General features: G+C 29.6%; 19 protein-coding genes and 4 pseudogenes. 11 read left to right on the forward strand and 12 right to left on the reverse strand.

Annotated features, from left to right (window positions below):
* Nucleotides 1-284: 284 nt before the first annotated feature.
* The 5 genes from V6C74_RS10305 to V6C74_RS10325 all read right to left on the reverse strand — a co-directional run bounded on the left by V6C74_RS10305 (nucleotide 285) and on the right by V6C74_RS10325 (nucleotide 3,966).
* Nucleotides 285-1,256: a DUF418 domain-containing protein gene (locus tag V6C74_RS10305; protein WP_002452620.1), complete on the reverse strand. Its 972-nt coding sequence runs from the start codon at nucleotides 1,254-1,256 to the stop codon at nucleotides 285-287.
* 90 nt (nucleotides 1,257-1,346) lie between these two features.
* Nucleotides 1,347-1,739, reverse strand: coding sequence for a hypothetical protein (locus V6C74_RS10310; RefSeq protein WP_016898872.1), 393 nt, complete (start codon nucleotides 1,737-1,739; stop codon nucleotides 1,347-1,349).
* A 361-nt stretch (nucleotides 1,740-2,100) separates the two neighbouring features.
* Nucleotides 2,101-2,862 (reverse strand): ABC transporter permease, encoded by a 762-nt coding sequence (locus V6C74_RS10315; protein ID WP_016898873.1) that lies wholly within the window; start codon nucleotides 2,860-2,862, stop codon nucleotides 2,101-2,103.
* 7 nt (nucleotides 2,863-2,869) lie between these two features.
* Complete coding sequence (locus V6C74_RS10320; RefSeq protein WP_002452617.1) at nucleotides 2,870-3,559, reverse strand: ABC transporter ATP-binding protein; 690 nt, start codon at nucleotides 3,557-3,559, stop codon at nucleotides 2,870-2,872.
* Nucleotides 3,560-3,594: 35 nt separating this feature from the next.
* Nucleotides 3,595-3,966, reverse strand: a complete 372-nt coding sequence (locus V6C74_RS10325) for a hypothetical protein (protein WP_016898874.1) — start codon at nucleotides 3,964-3,966, stop codon at nucleotides 3,595-3,597.
* A gap of 237 nt (nucleotides 3,967-4,203) precedes the next feature.
* On the opposite strand from V6C74_RS10325, the gene V6C74_RS10330 reads away from it, so the two are divergent.
* On the forward strand, nucleotides 4,204-4,878 hold the full coding sequence (locus V6C74_RS10330) for an IS6 family transposase (protein WP_143978103.1): 675 nt from the start codon (nucleotides 4,204-4,206) through the stop codon (nucleotides 4,876-4,878).
* Between the two features lie 251 nt (nucleotides 4,879-5,129).
* Here the strand turns inward: V6C74_RS10330 and V6C74_RS10335 are convergent, their stop codons facing one another.
* Nucleotides 5,130-5,687 (reverse strand): hypothetical protein, encoded by a 558-nt coding sequence (locus tag V6C74_RS10335; protein ID WP_070664670.1) that lies wholly within the window; start codon nucleotides 5,685-5,687, stop codon nucleotides 5,130-5,132.
* A 461-nt stretch (nucleotides 5,688-6,148) separates the two neighbouring features.
* On the opposite strand from V6C74_RS10335, the gene V6C74_RS10340 reads away from it, so the two are divergent.
* Nucleotides 6,149-6,514: a hypothetical protein gene (locus V6C74_RS10340; protein WP_002502725.1), complete on the forward strand. Its 366-nt coding sequence runs from the start codon at nucleotides 6,149-6,151 to the stop codon at nucleotides 6,512-6,514.
* A 552-nt stretch (nucleotides 6,515-7,066) separates the two neighbouring features.
* On the opposite strand, the gene V6C74_RS10345 is transcribed toward V6C74_RS10340, so the two are convergent.
* Together V6C74_RS10345 and V6C74_RS10350 are read right to left on the reverse strand one after the other, a co-directional pair.
* Nucleotides 7,067-7,204 carry a hypothetical protein gene (locus tag V6C74_RS10345; RefSeq protein ID WP_016898881.1) on the reverse strand — a complete coding sequence of 46 codons (138 nt, stop codon included), beginning with the start codon at nucleotides 7,202-7,204 and terminating at the stop codon, nucleotides 7,067-7,069.
* A gap of 107 nt (nucleotides 7,205-7,311) precedes the next feature.
* Nucleotides 7,312-7,416 (reverse strand): annotated as a pseudogene (locus V6C74_RS10350) (replication protein Rep); the annotation flags it as partial.
* A 56-nt stretch (nucleotides 7,417-7,472) separates the two neighbouring features.
* On the opposite strand from V6C74_RS10350, the pseudogene V6C74_RS10355 reads away from it, so the two are divergent.
* Nucleotides 7,473-8,143 (forward strand): annotated as a pseudogene (locus V6C74_RS10355) (IS6 family transposase).
* Nucleotides 8,144-8,341: 198 nt separating this feature from the next.
* Here V6C74_RS10355 and V6C74_RS10360 read toward each other — a convergent pair.
* Nucleotides 8,342-10,384, reverse strand: a complete 2,043-nt coding sequence (locus V6C74_RS10360; RefSeq protein ID WP_172601878.1) for a hypothetical protein — start codon at nucleotides 10,382-10,384, stop codon at nucleotides 8,342-8,344.
* A 421-nt stretch (nucleotides 10,385-10,805) separates the two neighbouring features.
* Nucleotides 10,806-11,630: a hypothetical protein gene (locus V6C74_RS10365; protein WP_064262653.1), complete on the reverse strand. Its 825-nt coding sequence runs from the start codon at nucleotides 11,628-11,630 to the stop codon at nucleotides 10,806-10,808.
* A 312-nt stretch (nucleotides 11,631-11,942) separates the two neighbouring features.
* On the opposite strand from V6C74_RS10365, the pseudogene V6C74_RS10370 reads away from it, so the two are divergent.
* A pseudogene (locus V6C74_RS10370) lies at nucleotides 11,943-12,613 on the forward strand (IS6 family transposase).
* A 312-nt stretch (nucleotides 12,614-12,925) separates the two neighbouring features.
* Complete coding sequence (locus V6C74_RS10375; RefSeq protein ID WP_016898892.1) at nucleotides 12,926-13,435, forward strand: GNAT family N-acetyltransferase; 510 nt, start codon at nucleotides 12,926-12,928, stop codon at nucleotides 13,433-13,435.
* On the opposite strand, the pseudogene V6C74_RS10380 reads toward V6C74_RS10375, so the two are convergent.
* Nucleotides 13,396-13,772: pseudogene (locus V6C74_RS10380) on the reverse strand (hypothetical protein). The gene V6C74_RS10375 and the pseudogene V6C74_RS10380 overlap by 40 nt on opposite strands.
* Before the next feature lie 59 nt (nucleotides 13,773-13,831).
* On the opposite strand from V6C74_RS10380, the gene V6C74_RS10385 reads away from it, so the two are divergent.
* Together V6C74_RS10385 and V6C74_RS10390 are read left to right on the forward strand one after the other, a co-directional pair.
* Nucleotides 13,832-14,695 (forward strand): ABC transporter ATP-binding protein, encoded by an 864-nt coding sequence (locus tag V6C74_RS10385; protein WP_049390965.1) that lies wholly within the window; start codon nucleotides 13,832-13,834, stop codon nucleotides 14,693-14,695.
* A 3-nt stretch (nucleotides 14,696-14,698) separates the two neighbouring features.
* Complete coding sequence (locus V6C74_RS10390) at nucleotides 14,699-15,427, forward strand: ABC transporter permease (RefSeq protein WP_049390963.1); 729 nt, start codon at nucleotides 14,699-14,701, stop codon at nucleotides 15,425-15,427.
* A 402-nt stretch (nucleotides 15,428-15,829) separates the two neighbouring features.
* On the opposite strand, the gene V6C74_RS10395 is transcribed toward V6C74_RS10390, so the two are convergent.
* Nucleotides 15,830-16,195: a hypothetical protein gene (locus tag V6C74_RS10395; RefSeq protein ID WP_016898893.1), complete on the reverse strand. Its 366-nt coding sequence runs from the start codon at nucleotides 16,193-16,195 to the stop codon at nucleotides 15,830-15,832.
* 460 nt (nucleotides 16,196-16,655) lie between these two features.
* On the opposite strand from V6C74_RS10395, the gene V6C74_RS10400 reads away from it, so the two are divergent.
* The 4 genes from V6C74_RS10400 (at nucleotide 16,656) to V6C74_RS10415 (ending at nucleotide 19,249) form a co-directional block, all read left to right on the forward strand.
* Complete coding sequence (locus tag V6C74_RS10400) at nucleotides 16,656-17,273, forward strand: CadD family cadmium resistance transporter (protein ID WP_002474746.1); 618 nt, start codon at nucleotides 16,656-16,658, stop codon at nucleotides 17,271-17,273.
* Nucleotides 17,274-17,291: 18 nt separating this feature from the next.
* Nucleotides 17,292-17,639 carry a metalloregulator ArsR/SmtB family transcription factor gene (locus V6C74_RS10405; RefSeq protein ID WP_002452612.1) on the forward strand — a complete coding sequence of 116 codons (348 nt, stop codon included), beginning with the start codon at nucleotides 17,292-17,294 and terminating at the stop codon, nucleotides 17,637-17,639.
* Between the two features lie 76 nt (nucleotides 17,640-17,715).
* Complete coding sequence (gene merB / locus V6C74_RS10410) at nucleotides 17,716-18,288, forward strand: organomercurial lyase (RefSeq protein ID WP_016898894.1); 573 nt, start codon at nucleotides 17,716-17,718, stop codon at nucleotides 18,286-18,288.
* Between the two features lie 286 nt (nucleotides 18,289-18,574).
* Nucleotides 18,575-19,249: an IS6 family transposase gene (locus V6C74_RS10415; RefSeq protein ID WP_143978104.1), complete on the forward strand. Its 675-nt coding sequence runs from the start codon at nucleotides 18,575-18,577 to the stop codon at nucleotides 19,247-19,249.
* Nucleotides 19,250-19,551: the final 302 nt, after the last annotated feature.

Raw genomic sequence — 19,551 nt, forward strand, 5'->3', positions numbered from 1 at the left:
TATTATTAAGATTAAGAAAGTTTTAAGAGAAACTAACATAAAAGAATAGTATATTTCTAGTCGTTATAGGACATTAACATTTTGTCTTAGATGCTTTAATATTATTTTTCATTTTTAGATGAATTACCGTTTGACATAGAATTAAACTTCTCTTCTTGACTAGTTATTCTATTTTTACATTTATTTTTTTGAAAACTATCGCTATGAGAAGTATTATCTTCATTATACAATCCTTCCTTTTACCAATTGTCGTATTTATATAATCAGTAGTATTTTCTTCTAAATTATTTATTTTGAATATTTTTATAAGTCCACATGCGCCATATTTTTTCTAATGGTCCTTGCTTAAAGAATTTTAACCATACTTTTGTTAATACAGACATTATTAATATCGTTATCACTGATATTAAAATCGATTGACTTGGTGTAGGACAACTAGAATTGAAGAATATTCTAATAATTAAATTTAATAATAGAATTTGTAATATAAAGTTGGTAAATGCGGTTTTGCCAACTTTTTCAGCTGGCTTTAACCATTGTCGAACCATCTGACTTTGAGTAATAAACATTAGTAAAATAAAGTAAATAAAAGTTTGTAAAGGGGTTATTAAATATAATATTAAATTTTTATCGATATTAAAGTATTTTTGGTTTAAGCCTACTATAATAATAGTAATAAATCCTATGATTAATGAAATTAAATATTGACGCTTATATTTTTTGAAATTAGATATTGTTCCACTTTGCCATAAAAATAGTCCTAAAAGCATGTCTAAAGTAATGGTAAGAGTAAGATGAAATAAGTTACTCTGATAAATACTGATACCAATAAAAGATAGAATAACAATTATTAATAAACTTAATGTTAATTTTGGTTTTTTTAAATTTTCAACGAACATAATAATTAAGCCTATGATAGCATAAGCAAAAAAGGGTGTTAAAAACATAGAGGTTATAATACCTACGATTAACAGGAATAAAAGTCTCCTAAACATTAACTTTAAAGGTGATAAGCTTTTTCTACGTGCATTATCCATAAATATACCCATACTAATACCGAATAGTAATGAGAATAAACCAATGAACTTATTTTCTATAAAAACTTCTTCAATATTATAAATGGTAGCATCTGTATGCGTCTTTATAATATTTTCACCGGCTACTCTAGGAAATACTTCTAAACTATTCATAAATACTATAAGATATATCGCTAAACCTCTAATAATATCTAAACTTACAATACGTTTTTGTTTCATAATTTCTCCTTTATTATAAAAATTTAATTGAATTTTATATTTCAGTTAATTTCTATAGATAAGTAATATTCAATCAAGATTTTAGAGGGATTAATTAGGCTTACATGCTATACGTTTCTCTAATTGATCTTTAGATATGTCATTAAAGATCGTTTTAATTTCTTTTTTCGAATAATCTTTTACGCTTACTTCTAAAGTACGGTATTCTTCTAAAAATTTCTGTCCTTGTATGTACTTTAAAATTGGAGGAACCTTACTACTCTTTTTATAATATAAGTAATCCAATATAAATTTATGTTGTTTATAATAAGCATCACCTTTGTATTTTTTAGAAAGTAATTGTATTTTTCTTAGAGAATTAGTTTTTTTAAAAGCTTTTTTAATAAGTCTATGTTTATTATAATTTGGCAACGCCACACATAACATCTCATATTCAAGAATTGTTAAGTCAAAGATTAAGTTTTTTAAATAGTATGTGTCCATTTATTATACCTCCCTAATAAATTCTAATTTTACTCACTATGTAGTTTTATTAACAATATGACAATCTCCTTTATTTCTATCTTCAGTATAAATAAAGAGATGTTTGTGGTTAAAGTATTCTGACTATCTATCTATATTTTTGGTGAAGTTTTTCATATATGATTAAATACTAATATTGTGTGATAGATTATCTAATAAAAAAGAGATCACTCAATAAACGAGTAACCTCTATAAAAAGTGCATTTATATTTAAAGAAAATTAGAAACTGTTTAATACACACATGTATATATCATCAATTATTGGGTTTAGTTTATATACATCAATCTCTATATGAATTAGAAGATAGTGTAATGTTAATTACTAAACGTTTTTCTTTTTAAAAACAAAAACTACTAGAATTAAGAAAATAATTATATAAAATATATTGCCTAGAACTAGTTCATGTAACTCTAGTTTTGTAGTTGCTTTAAGTGAATGATCACTTATTTGTGAAGTAATATTCATCATATTTATAGGTCCCCATTTTAACCATGGCCATCTATCTATGGCCCTAGCTAATATAGAAGAGAGCAAAGAAGTGATTAAGAAAAATACTATGCCTACAGCTATAGAAATTTCTGATCTATTCATTGCACAAGATATTAACAAAGTAATACTCAACACTAGCCAAGTACCAATATAACATCCCAACGTTCCTAATAGCATTTGATTAAATAATGATAATTCATTTCCAACATTAGAAAATATATTAATATCATGGTAGAAAATGGCGCATAAAATTAAAGAAAATACAATTGTAATCGCAAAATATATAAAAGAATATATAGCTAAAATTAATATTTTACTTAATATAATATTTTTACGAGAGGCGTTACGATACAGTATATTTTTGATAGTTCCATAATGAAACTCCATTGTAATAATAGTACTAGATTGAATGATTAATAAAAGTGTAACCCAAAAAACACCACCAAAGTTAGATTCTAGTAAAATTTTAGGTGGTACGTAATTTTTAAGAAGTAAAGCCTGAAGTGTCATTAATGCAATAATGATAAGTGGTATGATGAATGTTGATTTTTTTTTGAGTAATTTAAAGTTTTCTTGTTTAATTGAATTAATCATAATTGTTTCATTCCTCCTTATCTATAATATCAAGCAATACATTTTCTAAATCTTGTTCCTCATTTTGTTCTAAATCTTCTCGCGTAACTTCTTTTATAATCTTTCCTTTATCAATAATAAGCGTAGAATCAGTAATTTTAACTAACTCACTTAAAATATGACTTGATATTAAAAAAGTACTACCTTCCTTTGCTTTATTTAAAATCAATTGACGAACATCTCGAACAGCTTTAGGATCTAAGCCATTCATGGGTTCATCTAAGATTATCAGTTTTGGACTATTTAAAAAAGCTACGGCAATACCTAATTTTTGTTTCATACCTAAAGAATAGGTTTTGACTTTATTATGTATATATTTATTCATTTTTAAATCATCTACGATTTTATTAATGGGACTTGTACTATTCGATTCATTTAGTAATTTTAAATTATCGTATCCAGACATGAAAGGATATAAACCTGGATTTTCAATCAGTGCACCTATGTTACAGTGATTTTCATCTTGTCTGACAGAAGTAAAATTCCCTTCTTGATAATCCGAATAGCCTAATATCACTTTCATCAAAGACGTTTTCCCAGCACCATTGGCACCGACAAGACCGACAATATGACCTTCATCTAATGAGAACGATATATTTTTAAGAATTATTTTATTATTAATTTTTTTTGATAAATGATTTACGCTTAATATACTCATATTATCGTCTCCTTTAATCAAAAATGGAATAGAATTTATTTTAATCTCATAGCTTCTAAAATTTCTTCGTAAGTATAATCATTAATGTAGTAATGAAAAGAACAAACTTCCTGAATAATTGTAAAGACAACTTGATAATGATATTCACGGCGTTTTATATTAGTATTTTCTGTCAAAATATTTACAAGATTTTTAAATGATTTTGGTTCGTTATAGATTTTACGCATTCCTAAATAGCTGTCTTTAGGAATTGATTCTGTAAAAATAATATCATTATAGTCTTCATTAATATATTTTGTTATAGATTGAATCAATAGTTTTTCATCAATAATTATTTTTGCTTTCGTTTTAATGTGAATAAAAGTTGATATGATTTTTTGAATTTGATTTTCTGATAATTTATTCATTTTCATTTACTCTTTTCCATTACAGATTAAGATTAAAACTAGCTAATTTTTAATTCTAATATCATTATGTAATAAAATTCTATCGTAGACATTAAGATTCTGTAAATTTTCATGTGATAAATAAGAGACAGTGAAAACATTTTAACTGTCTCTTATAACTAAGGTATAACTTATTGTAATTGGTTCTGTTGCAAAGTTGAATTTATAGTATAATTTTAACAAAAAGGAGTCTTCTGTATGAACTATTTCAGATATAAACAATTTAACAAGGATGTTATCACTGTAGCCGTTGGCTACTATCTAAGATATGCATTGAGTTATCGTAATATATCTGAAATATTAAGGGAACGTGATGTAAACGTTCATTATTCAACGGTCTACCGTTGGGTTCAAGAATATGCCCCAATTTTATATCAAATTTGGAAGAAGAAGCATAAAAAAGCTTATTACAAATGGCGTATTGATGAGACGTACATCAAAATAAAAGGAAAATGGAGCTATTTATATCGTGCTATTGATGCAGAGGGACATACATTAGATATTTGGTTGCGTAAGCAACGAGATAATCATTCAGCATATGCGTTTATCAAACGTCTCATTAAAAAATTTGGAAAACCTCAAAAGGTAGTTACAGATCAGGCACCTTCAACGAAGGTAGCAATGGCTAAAGTAATTAAAGCTTTTAAACTTAAACCTGACTGTCATTGTACATCGAAATATCTGAATAACCTCATTGAGCAAGATCACCGTCATATTAAAGTAAGAAAGACAAGATATCAAAGTATCAATACGGCAAAGAATACTTTAAAAGGTATTGAATGTATTTACGCTCTATATAAAAAGAACCGCAGGTCTCTTCAGATCTACGGATTTTCCCCATGCCACGAAATTAGCATCATGCTAGCAAGTTAAGCGAACACTGACATGATATATTAGTGGTTAGCTATATTTTTTACTTTGCAACAGAACCAAAAAAAGCACCTAATTTTAGGTGCTTTTTTGCTAAAGCATTTATTTATCTTCCGGAAATACAAATAAATTTAAAAATAATAAAAATACTGGTGGAAATATAAAAAATAAGGATAAAAATCCAATAGTAAATGGCAGAGTTATACATGCTAACAAAATGCCAACAATCATTAGCAAAATAGTTTTACCTTTTTTTAATCGAAACAACTAGCAGATGCTCCTACCATTCCAGAAGATACACCACCTATTACTCCACCAATAGCAGAACCAACTCCTACAGAAACCGGTGTTGCACCAATAGCTCCATATCCTGCACCACTGGCAGCTCCACCACCAGCGCCACCTAATGCAGAACCCCCAGTACCTAAGGCACATTTTTTCCAATTAGTTTTGCGCTCAGCAGTTCCACTATCCTCAGATAATTTAACATCTCCAACTATGTTATTATCAACGATTTTATAACTAACGTTAGCTTGTTTATTATTTTTATTTTTAACTTTTACAGGTAATTTCTCAGACTTACCAGTATTTTTATCAACTATAGTGGCTTTACCATCCTTAACTTTACCTTCAGCATATTTATTAGGCACAACTTTAAATTGTCCATCATTAATTTTAACAACTTTAACTTGAGCTTTAGTAGATTTTTCTTCTTGAGCATTTACACCATTAACGTGATAATCAGCTATTCCAATGCTTGAAGTAAATAATAATCCTGTAACAGATAATGAAGCTAATATTTTTTTATACATTAAGTAGACCCCTTTCAAAATGTAAACAGACCCTTATTAAACATCCCCCCACACACTTTATCATAATATAGCTTTATTCCAATTGCTTTATTGACGTTGAGCCTCCGAACCCTTAACAATCCCTAAACTTGTCGAATCGTCGGCTTAATAGCTCACGCTATGCCGACATTCGTCTCCAAGTTTAGTTAAGGGTTCTTCTCAACATCAATAAATTTTCTCGGCATAAATGCTTGTGGTATGCTCAATATAGTGCTCACTTTTAATTGCACACCATTATAACTATTCTCTGGCTACTCAAAAATGAGTAGGCTTTTTATTTTGCATTTTAAGGAGTCATTTTAAAGAATTAGGGGTTTGTTTGTTTCTTTTACCTAAGAACCTATATTAGCTCTTAAAACGCAAATAAGGGCCAAATAAAATGATATTAAAAGAATAATTATATTGAGGAGAGAACTTTTAAAATGAAATGGTTAAAAATCATTATATTAATTTTATCTTTAGTTCCAATAGAATTTATCGGATTATTTACTGATTATCAAACAGGTTTATTAATAGGTTACATCCCATTTATAATAGTTGCTATATTAATAAGTACATCTATTTTTAAATTTGGCTTAAAAAATAATATAAGTATTATAATAAGTCGATGCATTGGAATATTTCTTTCTTGGGAATGTGTTCATTGGTTTATGAGCCATTATGAGCCGGAATTTTACTTTGAACCTTTTATGGCTGACGATTTTGCATTATTTTTAGGAGTTATTCATTTCATAGTTATTATGCTTATATATTTAGCTATCTATGGTTTTTCTCATCGTAATCAGTAATTATTATGTTTCTTATTAAAGGACACAAAGATTAATTTAACAATGTTTGTGTTTTTTAGTATTTATACAATTCCACTACCTATAATAACGAATTATGTCAACTACACAAAAAGGCTTAAACGCTGTTAAATCAACGTTTAAGCCTTTGTCTTGTGATTATCGTTTATTCATATTTTATACATCATTGATTTCACGCGCTTTCATGAGTTTTCATCACGTGAACTTTTGTATCTTTATTCACAATTTCACGTGATAACACACCGTTTTAAATTATAGGTTTCTGTTATACTGGAAAAGCACTTCCTGTGCAGAAAGGAGGTGTCACATACAATGATAATCTTGCTATTTGTATTAGATAAGCTCATTTTTCCAATTATTGTTGGTTATGTTCTTTATCTATTATAACAAGAACATAAGTAAAAAGGAACCCCCAGCCGGCACGCTGGGGGTTCTCACATACAATGATATATCTGCTATTTGTTACTTTCAGTATATCTTGTAACTTCTTCATCTGTAAAGTTTTTTACAAATTTTATGTGAGTAAAACTGTAATCACTTCATTTTTTTACTAACTCCTATACCTATACCTAGCCCCATTAATGTTCCTATAGGAAATCCAAATATAAAACTAAAAAATACCGCAAATCCTCCTATATATAGTGCTGGATGTATATTATATTTATTACTCATACCTTCTTATGTCTCCTTAGTCATGTTTTTTCTTTTTTATTGATACGATAAATCCCATTATTAATGGGAATAAGAATAAAATATATATGTAGCTCATTTAAATTATTATCCCCCCATTTTTCTTCTAATTGACGTTGAAATGCCTCTCGATCTTGTTTTAATTTTGCATCTTCATTATGTAACTCTTGAGATTGTTTATATATCTTTTCGTCGGTTCTGTTGCAAAGTTGAATTTATAATATAATTTTAACAAAAAGGAGTCTTCTGTATGAACTATTTCAGATATAAACAATTTAACAAGGATGTTATCACTGTAGCCGTTGGCTACTATCTAAGATATGCATTGAGTTATCGTAATATATCTAAAATATTAAGGGAACGTGGTGTAAACGTTCATTATTCAACGGTCTACCGTTGGGTTCAAGAATATGCCCCAATTTTATATCAAATTTGGAAGAAGAAGCATAAAAAAGCTTATTACAAATGGCGTATTGATGAAACGTACATCAAAATAAAAGGAAAATGGAGCTATTTATATCGTGCTATTGATGCAGAGGGACATACATTAGATATTTGGTTGCGTAAGCAACGAGATAATCATTCAGCATATGCGTTTATCAAACGTCTCATTAAACAATTTGGAAAACCTCAAAAGGTAGTTACAGATCAGGCACCTTCAACGAAGGTAGCAATGGCTAAAGTAATTAAAGCTTTTAAACTTAAACCTGACTGTCATTGTACATCGAAATATCTGAATAACCTCATTGAGCAAGATCACCGTCATATTAAAGTAAGAAAGACAAGATATCAAAGTATCAATACGGCAATACTTTAAAAGGTATTGAATGTATTTACGCTCTATATAAAAAGAACCGCAGGTCTCTTCAGATCTACGGATTTTCCCCATGCCACGAAATTAGCATCATGCTAGCAAGTTAAGCGAACACTGACATGATATATTAGTGGTTAGCTATATTTTTTACTTTGCAACAGAACCATGTATAAAATATGAATAATCGATAATCCAAACAACAAGGGACAAACGCTGTCATTTCAGCGTTTGTCCCCTTTCTTTTGTCGTTATCTTCTATACACCTTATTTAATAGTTAACAATGATTGTAAAGATTTATATTTTATTATTCATTTGTTTTACGTTTGCGATTAACAAATAATGTCGCAAGTCCGCTTAAACCTAATATACTTGCAATGCTAGCTAATAAGCCCTTGCTTTCTTGGTTTTCTTCACCTGTTTCAGGAAGTTCATTTGCACTGTGTTCAGTTTTTTCGCCATGTGTTACTTCTTTTTTATCTGGTGTTGTTTCAGTTGTGCTTGTTGTTATTGTTTTTGGAGTTTCAGTTGATTCCGAAGCAGAACCTTGACCATAACCTTGACCATAACCATGTGCATGTGTCATAGCTGGTGTTATTGTAGCAGCTGTAATGGGTGCTACTGGACTTTTACCATTGTGTTTACCGTCTTTTGATGTTGTATTGTGATTGCCTTTATTGTCAGTGTCTTTAGATGGTTCTGATTTTGAATCATCTTGACCATCATCTTTACCTTGGTGGTGATCATCTTTGTCAGATTGATCTGGTTTTTTAGTATCATCATCTTTTGAACCTTTGTGATGATCTTTGTCGTTATGGTCTTTGTCTCCTTTGTGGTTATCTTGACTATCATCTTTACCTTGGTGGTGATCATCTTTGTCAGATTGATCTGGTTTTTTAGAATCATCATCTTTTGAGCCTTTGTGATGATCTTTGTCGTTATGGTCTTTGTCTCCTTTGTGGCTATCTTGACCATCACCTTTACCTGGATGTTGATCATCTTTGTCACCTTTATGATGATTGTCTTTACCGTCATCTTTTGGGTCGTCACTATGATCTTTATGATCATTATCTGAAGGTTTTGATGCGTCTTGGTGATCACCTTTATTTATATTGGATTGGCTTCCACCATTTCCAATTCCATTACCTTTATTTTCATTAGATTGATCAGCTTTTCCGCCTTCATTTTTATTAGATTGAGAACCACCATTTGCAATACCATTACCAGCATGTGTATTTGATTGATGTGCTTCTCCACCTTTATTTTTATTAGTTTGGCGTCCACCATTTAAGATACCGTTACCTTCATGATGATTTTCTTGAGAAGCTTTTCCACCATCATTTTTATTATGTTGAGCTCCTCCATTTAATGCACCTTTACCATTATGTGTATTTACTTGGTCAGCTTCGCCTTTTTTATTTACGTTATCTTGCCAACCACCATTGGCAATACCACGTCCATCATGACGATTTGTTTGGTTTGCTTTATCGCCTTTATTAAGGTTGCCTTGTGCACCACCATTAGCGATACCATTACCATTATGGTCATTTGTTTGTGTAGATTCACCATTTTTATTATGGTTGTCTTGGATGCCACCGTTTAAAATACCGTTACCTTTATTGTTATTTGTTTGTTCAGAATCTCCACCACGGTTTGTATTACCTTGCATACCACCGTTTAATTTACCATTACCTTGGTTTTTATTGTCTTGTTTTGCTTGACCACTTGTATTTAAATTGCCTTGTGTACCGCCATTTAATTTACCGTTACCTTGGTTTGTGTTATTTTGATTTGATTTACCACCTGTATTCAAGTTACCTTGAGTACCACCGTTTAATTTACCATTACCTTGGTTGTCATTTTTTTGAGTAGCGTCGCCGCCTTCACTCTTATTGCCTTGCGCACCGCCATTAGCTACGCCATTACCTTGATGAGCGTTTGTTTGATCAGCTTTTCCGCCTTCATTTTTGTTACCTTGTGAGCCACCATTAGCTACGCCATTACCTTGGTTGTCATTTTTTTGAGTAGCGTCGCCGCCTTCACTCTTATTGCCTTGCGCACCGCCATTTAGTACACCGTTACCTTGATGAGCGTTTGTTTGATCAGCTTTTCCGCCTTCATTTTTGTTACCTTGTAAGCCACCGTTAAGTAAACCATTACCTTGATTCTCGTTACTTTGAACAGTCTTTTGTTGTCCTGAATTGTCATTTGTTTGTGCTGCGTGAGCTGATGCATTACCGAAAGCTAAAGGAGCAGCTAGAGCTAGTGAAGAAATAGTAACTGCTATTAACTTGTTGTTATATTTTCTTAAACCTTTCTTTTGTATAGTGTTATTTTGAATTTTTTTCATAAATAAATTCCCCTTTCTAAAATAGTGTTTCTATTACATAAAATAACATTACCGTTTTTCAAGTATATCAAACATTTTTAGAAAATTTGTGCGAAAAAATGTAAAATATCCCTATTTTTTGTAAAGAGATAGAAATATCTTTTTCTGATTTTAAAACAGAACCGTTTATTTAAAGATAAGGTTAAGCATGTCGGTATGACTCATAGTATATCTCTAGTAGGAAAGTGCAATGACAATGATTCTATGGAAGGCATATGGAAAATTATGAAATGCAAATTGTATTTAAAGATTTCAATGAAGATAAACAAATTATTAATGAGTATATTCATTTTTGGTTCAGAGAGAATTACATTGAAAATGGTTGATTCTGTTTTATACAAAATCAACCATCTCATTTATTTATTAATATTAAGTAATGTCTTTAACTATGAAATAATTCTTTGATTAGATTTACAATTCCTCCACCATTACTTTTATTGCCTTGTAATCCGCCATTAAAGAAGCCTTTACCTTCATGGGCATTGCTTTGAGCAACTGATCCACCATTATTTTTGTTACCTTGAGCACCGCCATTTTTGAAGCCATTACCTTGGTTGTCATTTTTTTGAGTAGCGTCACCGCCGTTGCTCTTATTACCTTGTAGTCCACCGTTCTTTATACCATTACCTTCGTGGGCATTGCTTTGATCAGTTTTTCCACCATTATTTTTGTTACCTTGAGCACCGCCATTTTTGAAGCCATTACCTTGATCTTCGTTTTTTTGAGTAGCGTCACCGCCGTTGCTCTTATTACCTTGAGTGCCACCGTTTAATATGCCATTACCTTCGTGGGCATTGCTTTGATCAGTTTTTCCACCATTATTTTTGTTACCTTGAGCACCACCATTAAGGAATCCGTTACCTCCATGATCATTTTTTTGGGCAGCATCACCGCCGTTACTCTTATTACCTTGAGTGCCACCGTTTAATATGCCATTACCTTCGTGGGCATTGCTTTGATTAGCTGATCCGCCATTATTTTTATTACCTTGTAATCCACCATTAAGGAAACCATTACCATGGTTTTCATTACTTTGAACAGTCTTTTGTTGCCCTGAATTATCATTTGTTTGTGCTGCATCAGCTTCTGCATTACCAAAAGCTAGAGGTACAACTAAAGCCAGTGAAGAAATAGTAACTGCTATTAATTTGTTATTATATTTTCTTAACCCTTTTCTTTGTACAATATTAGTTTTAGTATTTTTCATAAATAAAATTCCTCCTTAATTAATAATTAATGTCTTTCCTATAACAATGTTTAACCACTAGTCGAATATATTAAACATATTTTCTGAATTTAAAAATTTGAAAAAACAACCTACTTATACCGAATGTGAATGCCATATTAAATAATATAACTGGATAATAAATAATATATGAATTGCTCCCTACCTTCAATAATAATAAAACATCTTGAAAATCATACTAGGAGAACAAAAGGTTCAAATGAAACAAAAAATTGATGGTTCTGTTGCAAAGTTGAATTTATAGTATAATTTTAACAAAAAGGAGTCTTCTGTATGAACTATTTCAGATATAAACAATTTAACAAGGATGTTATCACTGTAGCCGTTGGCTACTATCTAAGATATGCATTGAGTTATCGTAATATATCTAAAATATTAAGGGAACGTGGTGTAAACGTTCATTATTCAACGGTCTACCGTTGGGTTCAAGAATATGCCCCAATTTTATATCAAATTTGGAAGAAGAAGCATAAAAAAGCTTATTACAAATGGCGTATTGATGAAACGTACATCAAAATAAAAGGAAAATGGAGCTATTTATATCGTGCTATTGATGCAGAGGGACATACATTAGATATTTGGTTGCGTAAGCAACGAGATAATCATTCAGCATATGCGTTTATCAAACGTCTCATTAAACAATTTGGAAAACCTCAAAAGGTAGTTACAGATCAGGCACCTTCAACGAAGGTAGCAATGGCTAAAGTAATTAAAGCTTTTAAACTTAAACCTGACTGTCATTGTACATCGAAATATCTGAATAACCTCATTGAGCAAGATCACCGTCATATTAAAGTAAGAAAGACAAGATATCAAAGTATCAATACGGCAATACTTTAAAAGGTATTGAATGTATTTACGCTCTATATAAAAAGAACCGCAGGTCTCTTCAGATCTACGGATTTTCCCCATGCCACGAAATTAGCATCATGCTAGCAAGTTAAGCGAACACTGACATGATATATTAGTGGTTAGCTATATTTTTTACTTTGCAACAGAACCATATTCTTTATCGCAAGATCAAGCAATTAAATTTAATTCTCATTTACATCACGAATATTTAAATGCAAGTGAAAAAACGATATCATTTATTTCAATTTTACATTATAAAATGTAAAGTCTATTTAAAGTTCTTTTCTTTGTAATTACAGTACTTTTCTTTGTAATTACAGTACTTTTCTTTAAACAATAGTGTTATATAATGAAATCGTCGTATGCTGAGCAATTAGAAATATTCTTATAAAAGAGGTACTAGTATGACTTTTTCTATTCAACCTTTTTGTTTAGATCACTTAGTTGATATTAGTCGCATATGGAATGATGTTATTATAGCAGGAACCCACTTCCCGCAAGATAAAACCTTAAGCTTAGAGGAGTGTCATTCTTTATTTACTCAAGCATCATATACAGCTGTTGCTGTACTTAATAATGAAGTTGTCGGCGTGTATATATTGTATCCTAATAATATTGGACGATTAAGAAAAGTTGCTAATGCATCATATGCTGTTGATAAGAAAGCTAGAGGTAAAAAAGTTGGAAAAGCACTTATTATGCATTCACTAAACAAGTCTAAAGAACTTAACTTTCGGATATTACAATTCAATTCCGTCGTTGATTCTAACTCAGGCGCTAAATATCTTTATAATAAATTAGGATTTAAACATGCTGGTTATATTCCTAATTGCTTTAAAATCAACGATGTTAATTACCAAGGAGTTAACATTTTTTATTGTTCTTTCAATCGTTTAATCGCATTTTTCAGTTGACGATCATCGCGATATGTATTGAAGTTTAAAAATGCTGTACTATCAAAATGTTGTAATAAGTGATGAAAGACGTCATTTTCTTGTCTCAGTTGGTCGATTTCATCTTCCAACTGATGAATATGATGCTGGAGTGCCTGATTGTTCGATTTGAGTGCCTCGTTGTCTTTTTTAAACAATTCACTGACTTCACTGGATTCTTTAATTTGTTCGATGACTGTCGGTTTAATGCGATTACCAATGGCTGTATGACGTAGATGTTTTGTATTATATTTTCTGATATATTTAGATACATAGGTTTATTAATTAAATCTTTCATATAAGCCCTACTTTCACTTATTTTTTAAATAAATATTTTATTTCTTATATTTTTATAAAAATTATAAAAAGGAGAGCACAATGAAAATATCAGATATTACTAAGAAGTACAAAGATAATACGGTATTAGATCATTTAAATTTTTCATTTGATTCTAGTCATATCGTTGGATTAATTGGGAAAAATGGAGTCGGAAAAACTACCATTATGAAAATTATGAACGGCAATATTGTGAACTTTAAAGGCAAAGTTGATTTTGACCAAAATCAAAAAATTGGTTATTTAATTGAACATCCTAAGTTATATCAAGACCTATCGGGATTAAAAAACTTAAAAAATTTTAGTAATATATTAGGTGTAAAGTTTGATAAAGACTATGCTAATAAAATTATAAAAGCATTTGATATGGAAAGTTATATTAACAAAAGAGTAAAAAAATATTCTTTAGGAATGAAACAAAAACTAGCAATCGCTGTGTCTTTAATAAACAAACCACATTACTTAATACTTGATGAGCCTACGAACGGTATGGATCCAGATGGTTCAATAGATGTATTGAATACTATTAAAGATATAACTAACGAATTCAATATGAGAGTACTAATATCTAGTCATAAATTAGAAGATATAGAACTCATATGTGATAGAGCTGTGTTTTTACGTGATGGAAAGTTTGTTGAAGACATTGATATGAAAAATACATCATCACAAGAGTATACATCTATCTCATTTAATGAAAATGATGTGGAAAAAGCGAAACATCATTTAAGTTCGAAATCATATGATTCGATCAAGAAAAATGGAAACATTTTGATAATTCCAAAGCTCGATAATTATCAAAATTTACTAAAAGATTTAGCTAATATTAATATATTTCCAATTAAAATTGAAGATAAAATAAGTACACTTAGGGATACTTACTTTAATATTAATAAAGGAGAATAAATAATGAGTATATATCATTTAACAAAATTTAATATATCAAGATTGCTAAAAAATCCTTTCAATTATATTGGTTTACTATTTGTTCTAATAATCCCCATATTTTATACAATGACTCAGATTCATAATAACCATAAAGTTTCTGGAGAAACTATTTTAACTCTTTCAACATGGCTATTTGCATTTTGGGGAGTGATGATTATTACTAGCTTTTTAGTCAGAGACTTTTCTCAGGGTACATCACAATTGTATTTGAATAGTTTAAAAAATAGAGCGAAATACTTTATATCTCAACTGATATCCATCTTAATTGCTAGTGTCATAGTATTTCTAACATTATATGTATTCGTTTTAATAATGCAAAATATTGGCGATGGTCAACCTATAAAAAATGAAGTGGTTGGAAAAACTTTAGGAATATACATCCTATTATTTTTGTTCTATGGTCTATTTTTATTTCTAATCACTTTATTAGTAAAAAGTTCTTCTTTAGTATTTTCAATTGGTGTTTTTCTTATATTAATCATACCTATAGCAACCAATTTAGTTCCATTAATTCCAGAATATGGTGATGAAGTTAAAAAAGCCTTAAAATATATACCTTTTAACTTTTTAATTGATAATGTTTGGCTTGGATCTCTCAAATTAAATGGATGGCAAACATTTATCTCAATAGCTTCAGTAATACTACTAGCTATCATTGACTTCTTCACTATTTCTAAAAAAGATTATTAAAAAGTAACAATTCATATAAACATATAAGAAAAGCTTAAACGTTGTTTAAAAACGTTTAAGCTTTTCTTACTTAATTAACATAAATTACGATTATAGGTAGTGAAATTGTATAGTCTATTCATTGACTGAATTATTATCAATAATTTTATTAACATTAAATTATTAGAGTATTGTCTATATTTATAATATATTATAAATATTAGTAAAGGAGGAATTTAAAGATGTTAGTAACTATAGTAAGTTGGATACTTACATTCTTAACTCTTGTAGCTATCGGCTCTTTAATTACAAAATTTAAAAATAAAAGTAAATGATTTATAAGTTTATGAATCACTTGCTTTTATATTGTTCTTTCAATCATTTAATCGCATTTTTTAATGAAGTTAAAGAAAAGTAACATAATTACTGATTACGATGAGAAAAACCATAGATAGCTAAATATATAAGCATAATAACTATGAAATGAATAACTCCTAAAAATAATGCAAACATATCTGTGGTAAGAAGTTTAAAATAATCTGATGAATCGTAAATGTTCATAAATAAATGAACACATACCCAAGAAATAAATGTTCCAATACATCTACTTATTATAATACTTATATTATTTTTTAAGCCGAATTTAAAAATAGATGTACTTATTAATATAGCAACTATTATAAATGGGATGTAACCTATTAATAAACCTGTTTGATAATCAGTAAATAATCCGATAAATTCTATTGGAACTAAAGATAAAATTAATATAATGATTTTTGACCATTTCATTTTAAAAGTTCTCTCCTCAATATAATTATTCTTTTAATATCATTTTATTTGGCTCTTATTTGCGTTTTAAGAGCTAATATAGGTTCTTAGGTAAAAAAGAACTATTAAACAACCCCTAATTCTTTAAAATGACCCCTTAAAATGCAAAATAAAAAGACTACTCATTTTTGAGTAGCCGGAGAATAGTTATAATGGTGTGCAATTAAAAGTGAGCACTATATTGAGCATACCACAAGCATTTATGCCGAGAAAATTTATTGATGTTGAGAAGAACCCTTAACTAAACTTGGAGACGAATGTCGGCATTGCGTGAGCTATTAAGCCGACCATTCGACAAGTTTTGGGATTGTTAAGGGTTCGGAGGCTCAACGTCAATAAAGCAATTGGAATAAAGCATATATGATTACTTGAAAATATAAGTTATAATACATTCAAAAATATTTTTGAATGAGGTGTAATTATGATTCAGACTATTGTAACTGCTGCTATTCTTTATATTGCGACAGCAGTAGATTTATTAGTGATTTTATTAATATTTTTTGCTAGAGCAAAGACTAGAAAAGAATATAGAGATATTTATATTGGTCAATATGTAGGATCTGTGACATTGATTGTCGTAAGTTTATTCTTTGCCTTTGTCTTAAATTATGTTCCTGAAAAATGGATATTAGGATTATTAGGGTTAATACCGATTTATTTAGGAATTAAAGTAGCTATTTATGATGATTGTGAAGGAGAAAAGAGAGCTAAAAAAGAATTGAATGAAAAAGGATTGTCTAAATTAGTTGGTACGGTTGCAATTGTTACGATAGCAAGTTGTGGTGCTGATAATATTGGTTTATTTGTTCCGTATTTTGTGACATTAAGTGTTACTGATTTATTAATTACTTTGTTTGTCTTTTTAATTTTAATTTTCTTCTTGGTATTTACTGCACAAAAATTAGCTAATATTCCAGGAGTTGGAGAAATTGTTGAGAAATTTAGTCGTTGGATTATGGCTGTTATTTACATAGCTTTAGGTTTATACATTATTATTGAAAATGACACTATTGGAACAATTTTAGGATTTATATTTTAATTTAGGGTGTGATTTTATATGAGCTATGAAAATGCTTGTGATGTGATCTGTGTACATGAGGATAAAGTTAACAATGCTTTAAGTTTTTTAGAAGATGATAAATCTAAGAAATTACTTAACATTTTAGAAAAAATTTGTGATGAGAAAAAATTGAAAATCATATTATCTTTGATTAAAGAAGATGAGTTGTGTGTTTGTGATATTTCTTTGATATTGAAAATGAGTATTGCTTCAACTTCACATCATTTAAGACTTTTATATAAAAATGAGGTGCTTGATTTTTATAAAGATGGAAAGATGGCATATTATTTTATTAAAGACGATGAAATAAGAGAGTTTTTCTCTAAAAATCAGAAGGGTTTTTGAAACGAGTGAAACGAGTTTCTAAAAAAGAAAATCCATGTATAATTAAATCGTAATAATTACGATTGGAGACGGGAAATTGAACTTTACAAAAGATTTAAATCAAAAAGAAAACGAATTAAGGATTAATATCATAAATAAAATTTGCGAAAACCCTAATAAAGAAATAGATATAATCCCTGAATATAAATCTTTAATAGACAAAAAAGTTATAACTACTGAAAATAACAAAATCAAATGTATATATCCTATATCTTCTGAAAAAACAAATAAACTCGTCTATACAAACAAAAGCAAAGAACCCTTATTTGCAATGTGTGCAATAGACGCTATAGGTATATATTATACAACAGGTTTAAACATATTAATTCTAAGCGAAGACGAATTAACTAAAGAAAAAATTAAGCTAGAAATAAAAGATGATAAAATAATCAATCACAGTAAAAGTAATATTTATATTTCATACAAAGATGTTTGTGTAAAAAAAGATTGTGACAAAAATTGCTGTCCTTACATACACTTCTTCACAAGTAGAAATAACGCCGAAAACTATTTAAATAGTTTGCCAAATAAAGAATCTCATAAAATATTAAATCTTAAACAAGCAAAAGAAATTTCAAAACAATTATTTAAAATTCATAGTTTGTCTTAAAAGTAATTGCTTTATTCCAATTGCTTTATTGACGTTGAGCCTCGGAACCCTTAACAATCCCTAAACTTGTCGAATCGTCGGCTTAATAGCTCACGCTATGCCGACATTCGTCTCCAAGTTTAGTTAAGGGTTCTTCTCAACTTCAATAAATTTTCTCGGCATAAATGTGTGTGATATGCTTAATACAGTCCTCATTTTCACTCGCACAGTATGATAGCTATTCTCCAAACGGTTCTGTTGCAAAGTTGAATTTATAGTATAATTTTAACAAAAAGGAGTCTTCTGTATGAACTATTTCAGATATAAACAATTTAACAAGGATGTTATCACTGTAGCCGTTGGCTACTATCTAAGATATGCATTGAGTTATCGTAATATATCTGAAATATTAAGGGAACGTGGTGTAAACGTTCATTATTCAACGGTCTACCGTTGGGTTCAAGAATATGCCCCAATTTTATATCAAATTTGGAAGAAGAAGCATAAAAAAGCTTATTACAAATGGCGTATTGATGAAACGTACATCAAAATAAAAGGAAAATGGAGCTATTTATATCGTGCTATTGATGCAGAGGGACATACATTAGATATTTGGTTGCGTAAGCAACGAGATAATCATTCAGCATATGCGTTTATCAAACGTCTCATTAAACAATTTGGTAAACCTCAAAAGGTAGTTACAGATCAGGCACCCTCAACGAAGGTAGCAATGGCTAAAGTAATTAAAGCTTTTAAACTTAAACCTGACAGTCATTGTACATCGAAATATCTGAATAACCTCATTGAGCAAGATCACCGTCATATTAAAGTAAGAAAGACAAGATATCAAAGTATCAATACGGCAAAGAATACTTTAAAAGGTATTGAATGTATTTACGCTCTATATAAAAAGAACCGCAGGTCTCTTCAGATCTACGGATTTTCCCCATGCCACGAAATTAGCATCATGCTAGCAAGTTAAGCGAACACTGACATGATATATTAGTGGTTAGCTATATTTTTTACTTTGCAACAGAACCTTTTTTATCGCTGCCTTAGTGATGGTCGCCTTTTTAGTTATAAGTCCCTTAGGTGACTGGTTAGGCGTCCAACATTTTTATGAATGGCTGAACCATGTGCTTAAAACAGGACATTCAGCATGGCGTTATTTCATGCTTGTTTTTTATCTTATACCTTATATTTTATTTGGAGTGCTTATATATGCCATTTTAAGAGCATATGAGCGTCTTTAATATAAAACAAATAAAACTTACCCTTTGTTTA

Origin of the sequence: Staphylococcus capitis subsp. capitis (genome assembly GCF_040739495.1) — a bacterium.
Taxonomy (GTDB): domain Bacteria; phylum Bacillota; class Bacilli; order Staphylococcales; family Staphylococcaceae; genus Staphylococcus; species Staphylococcus capitis.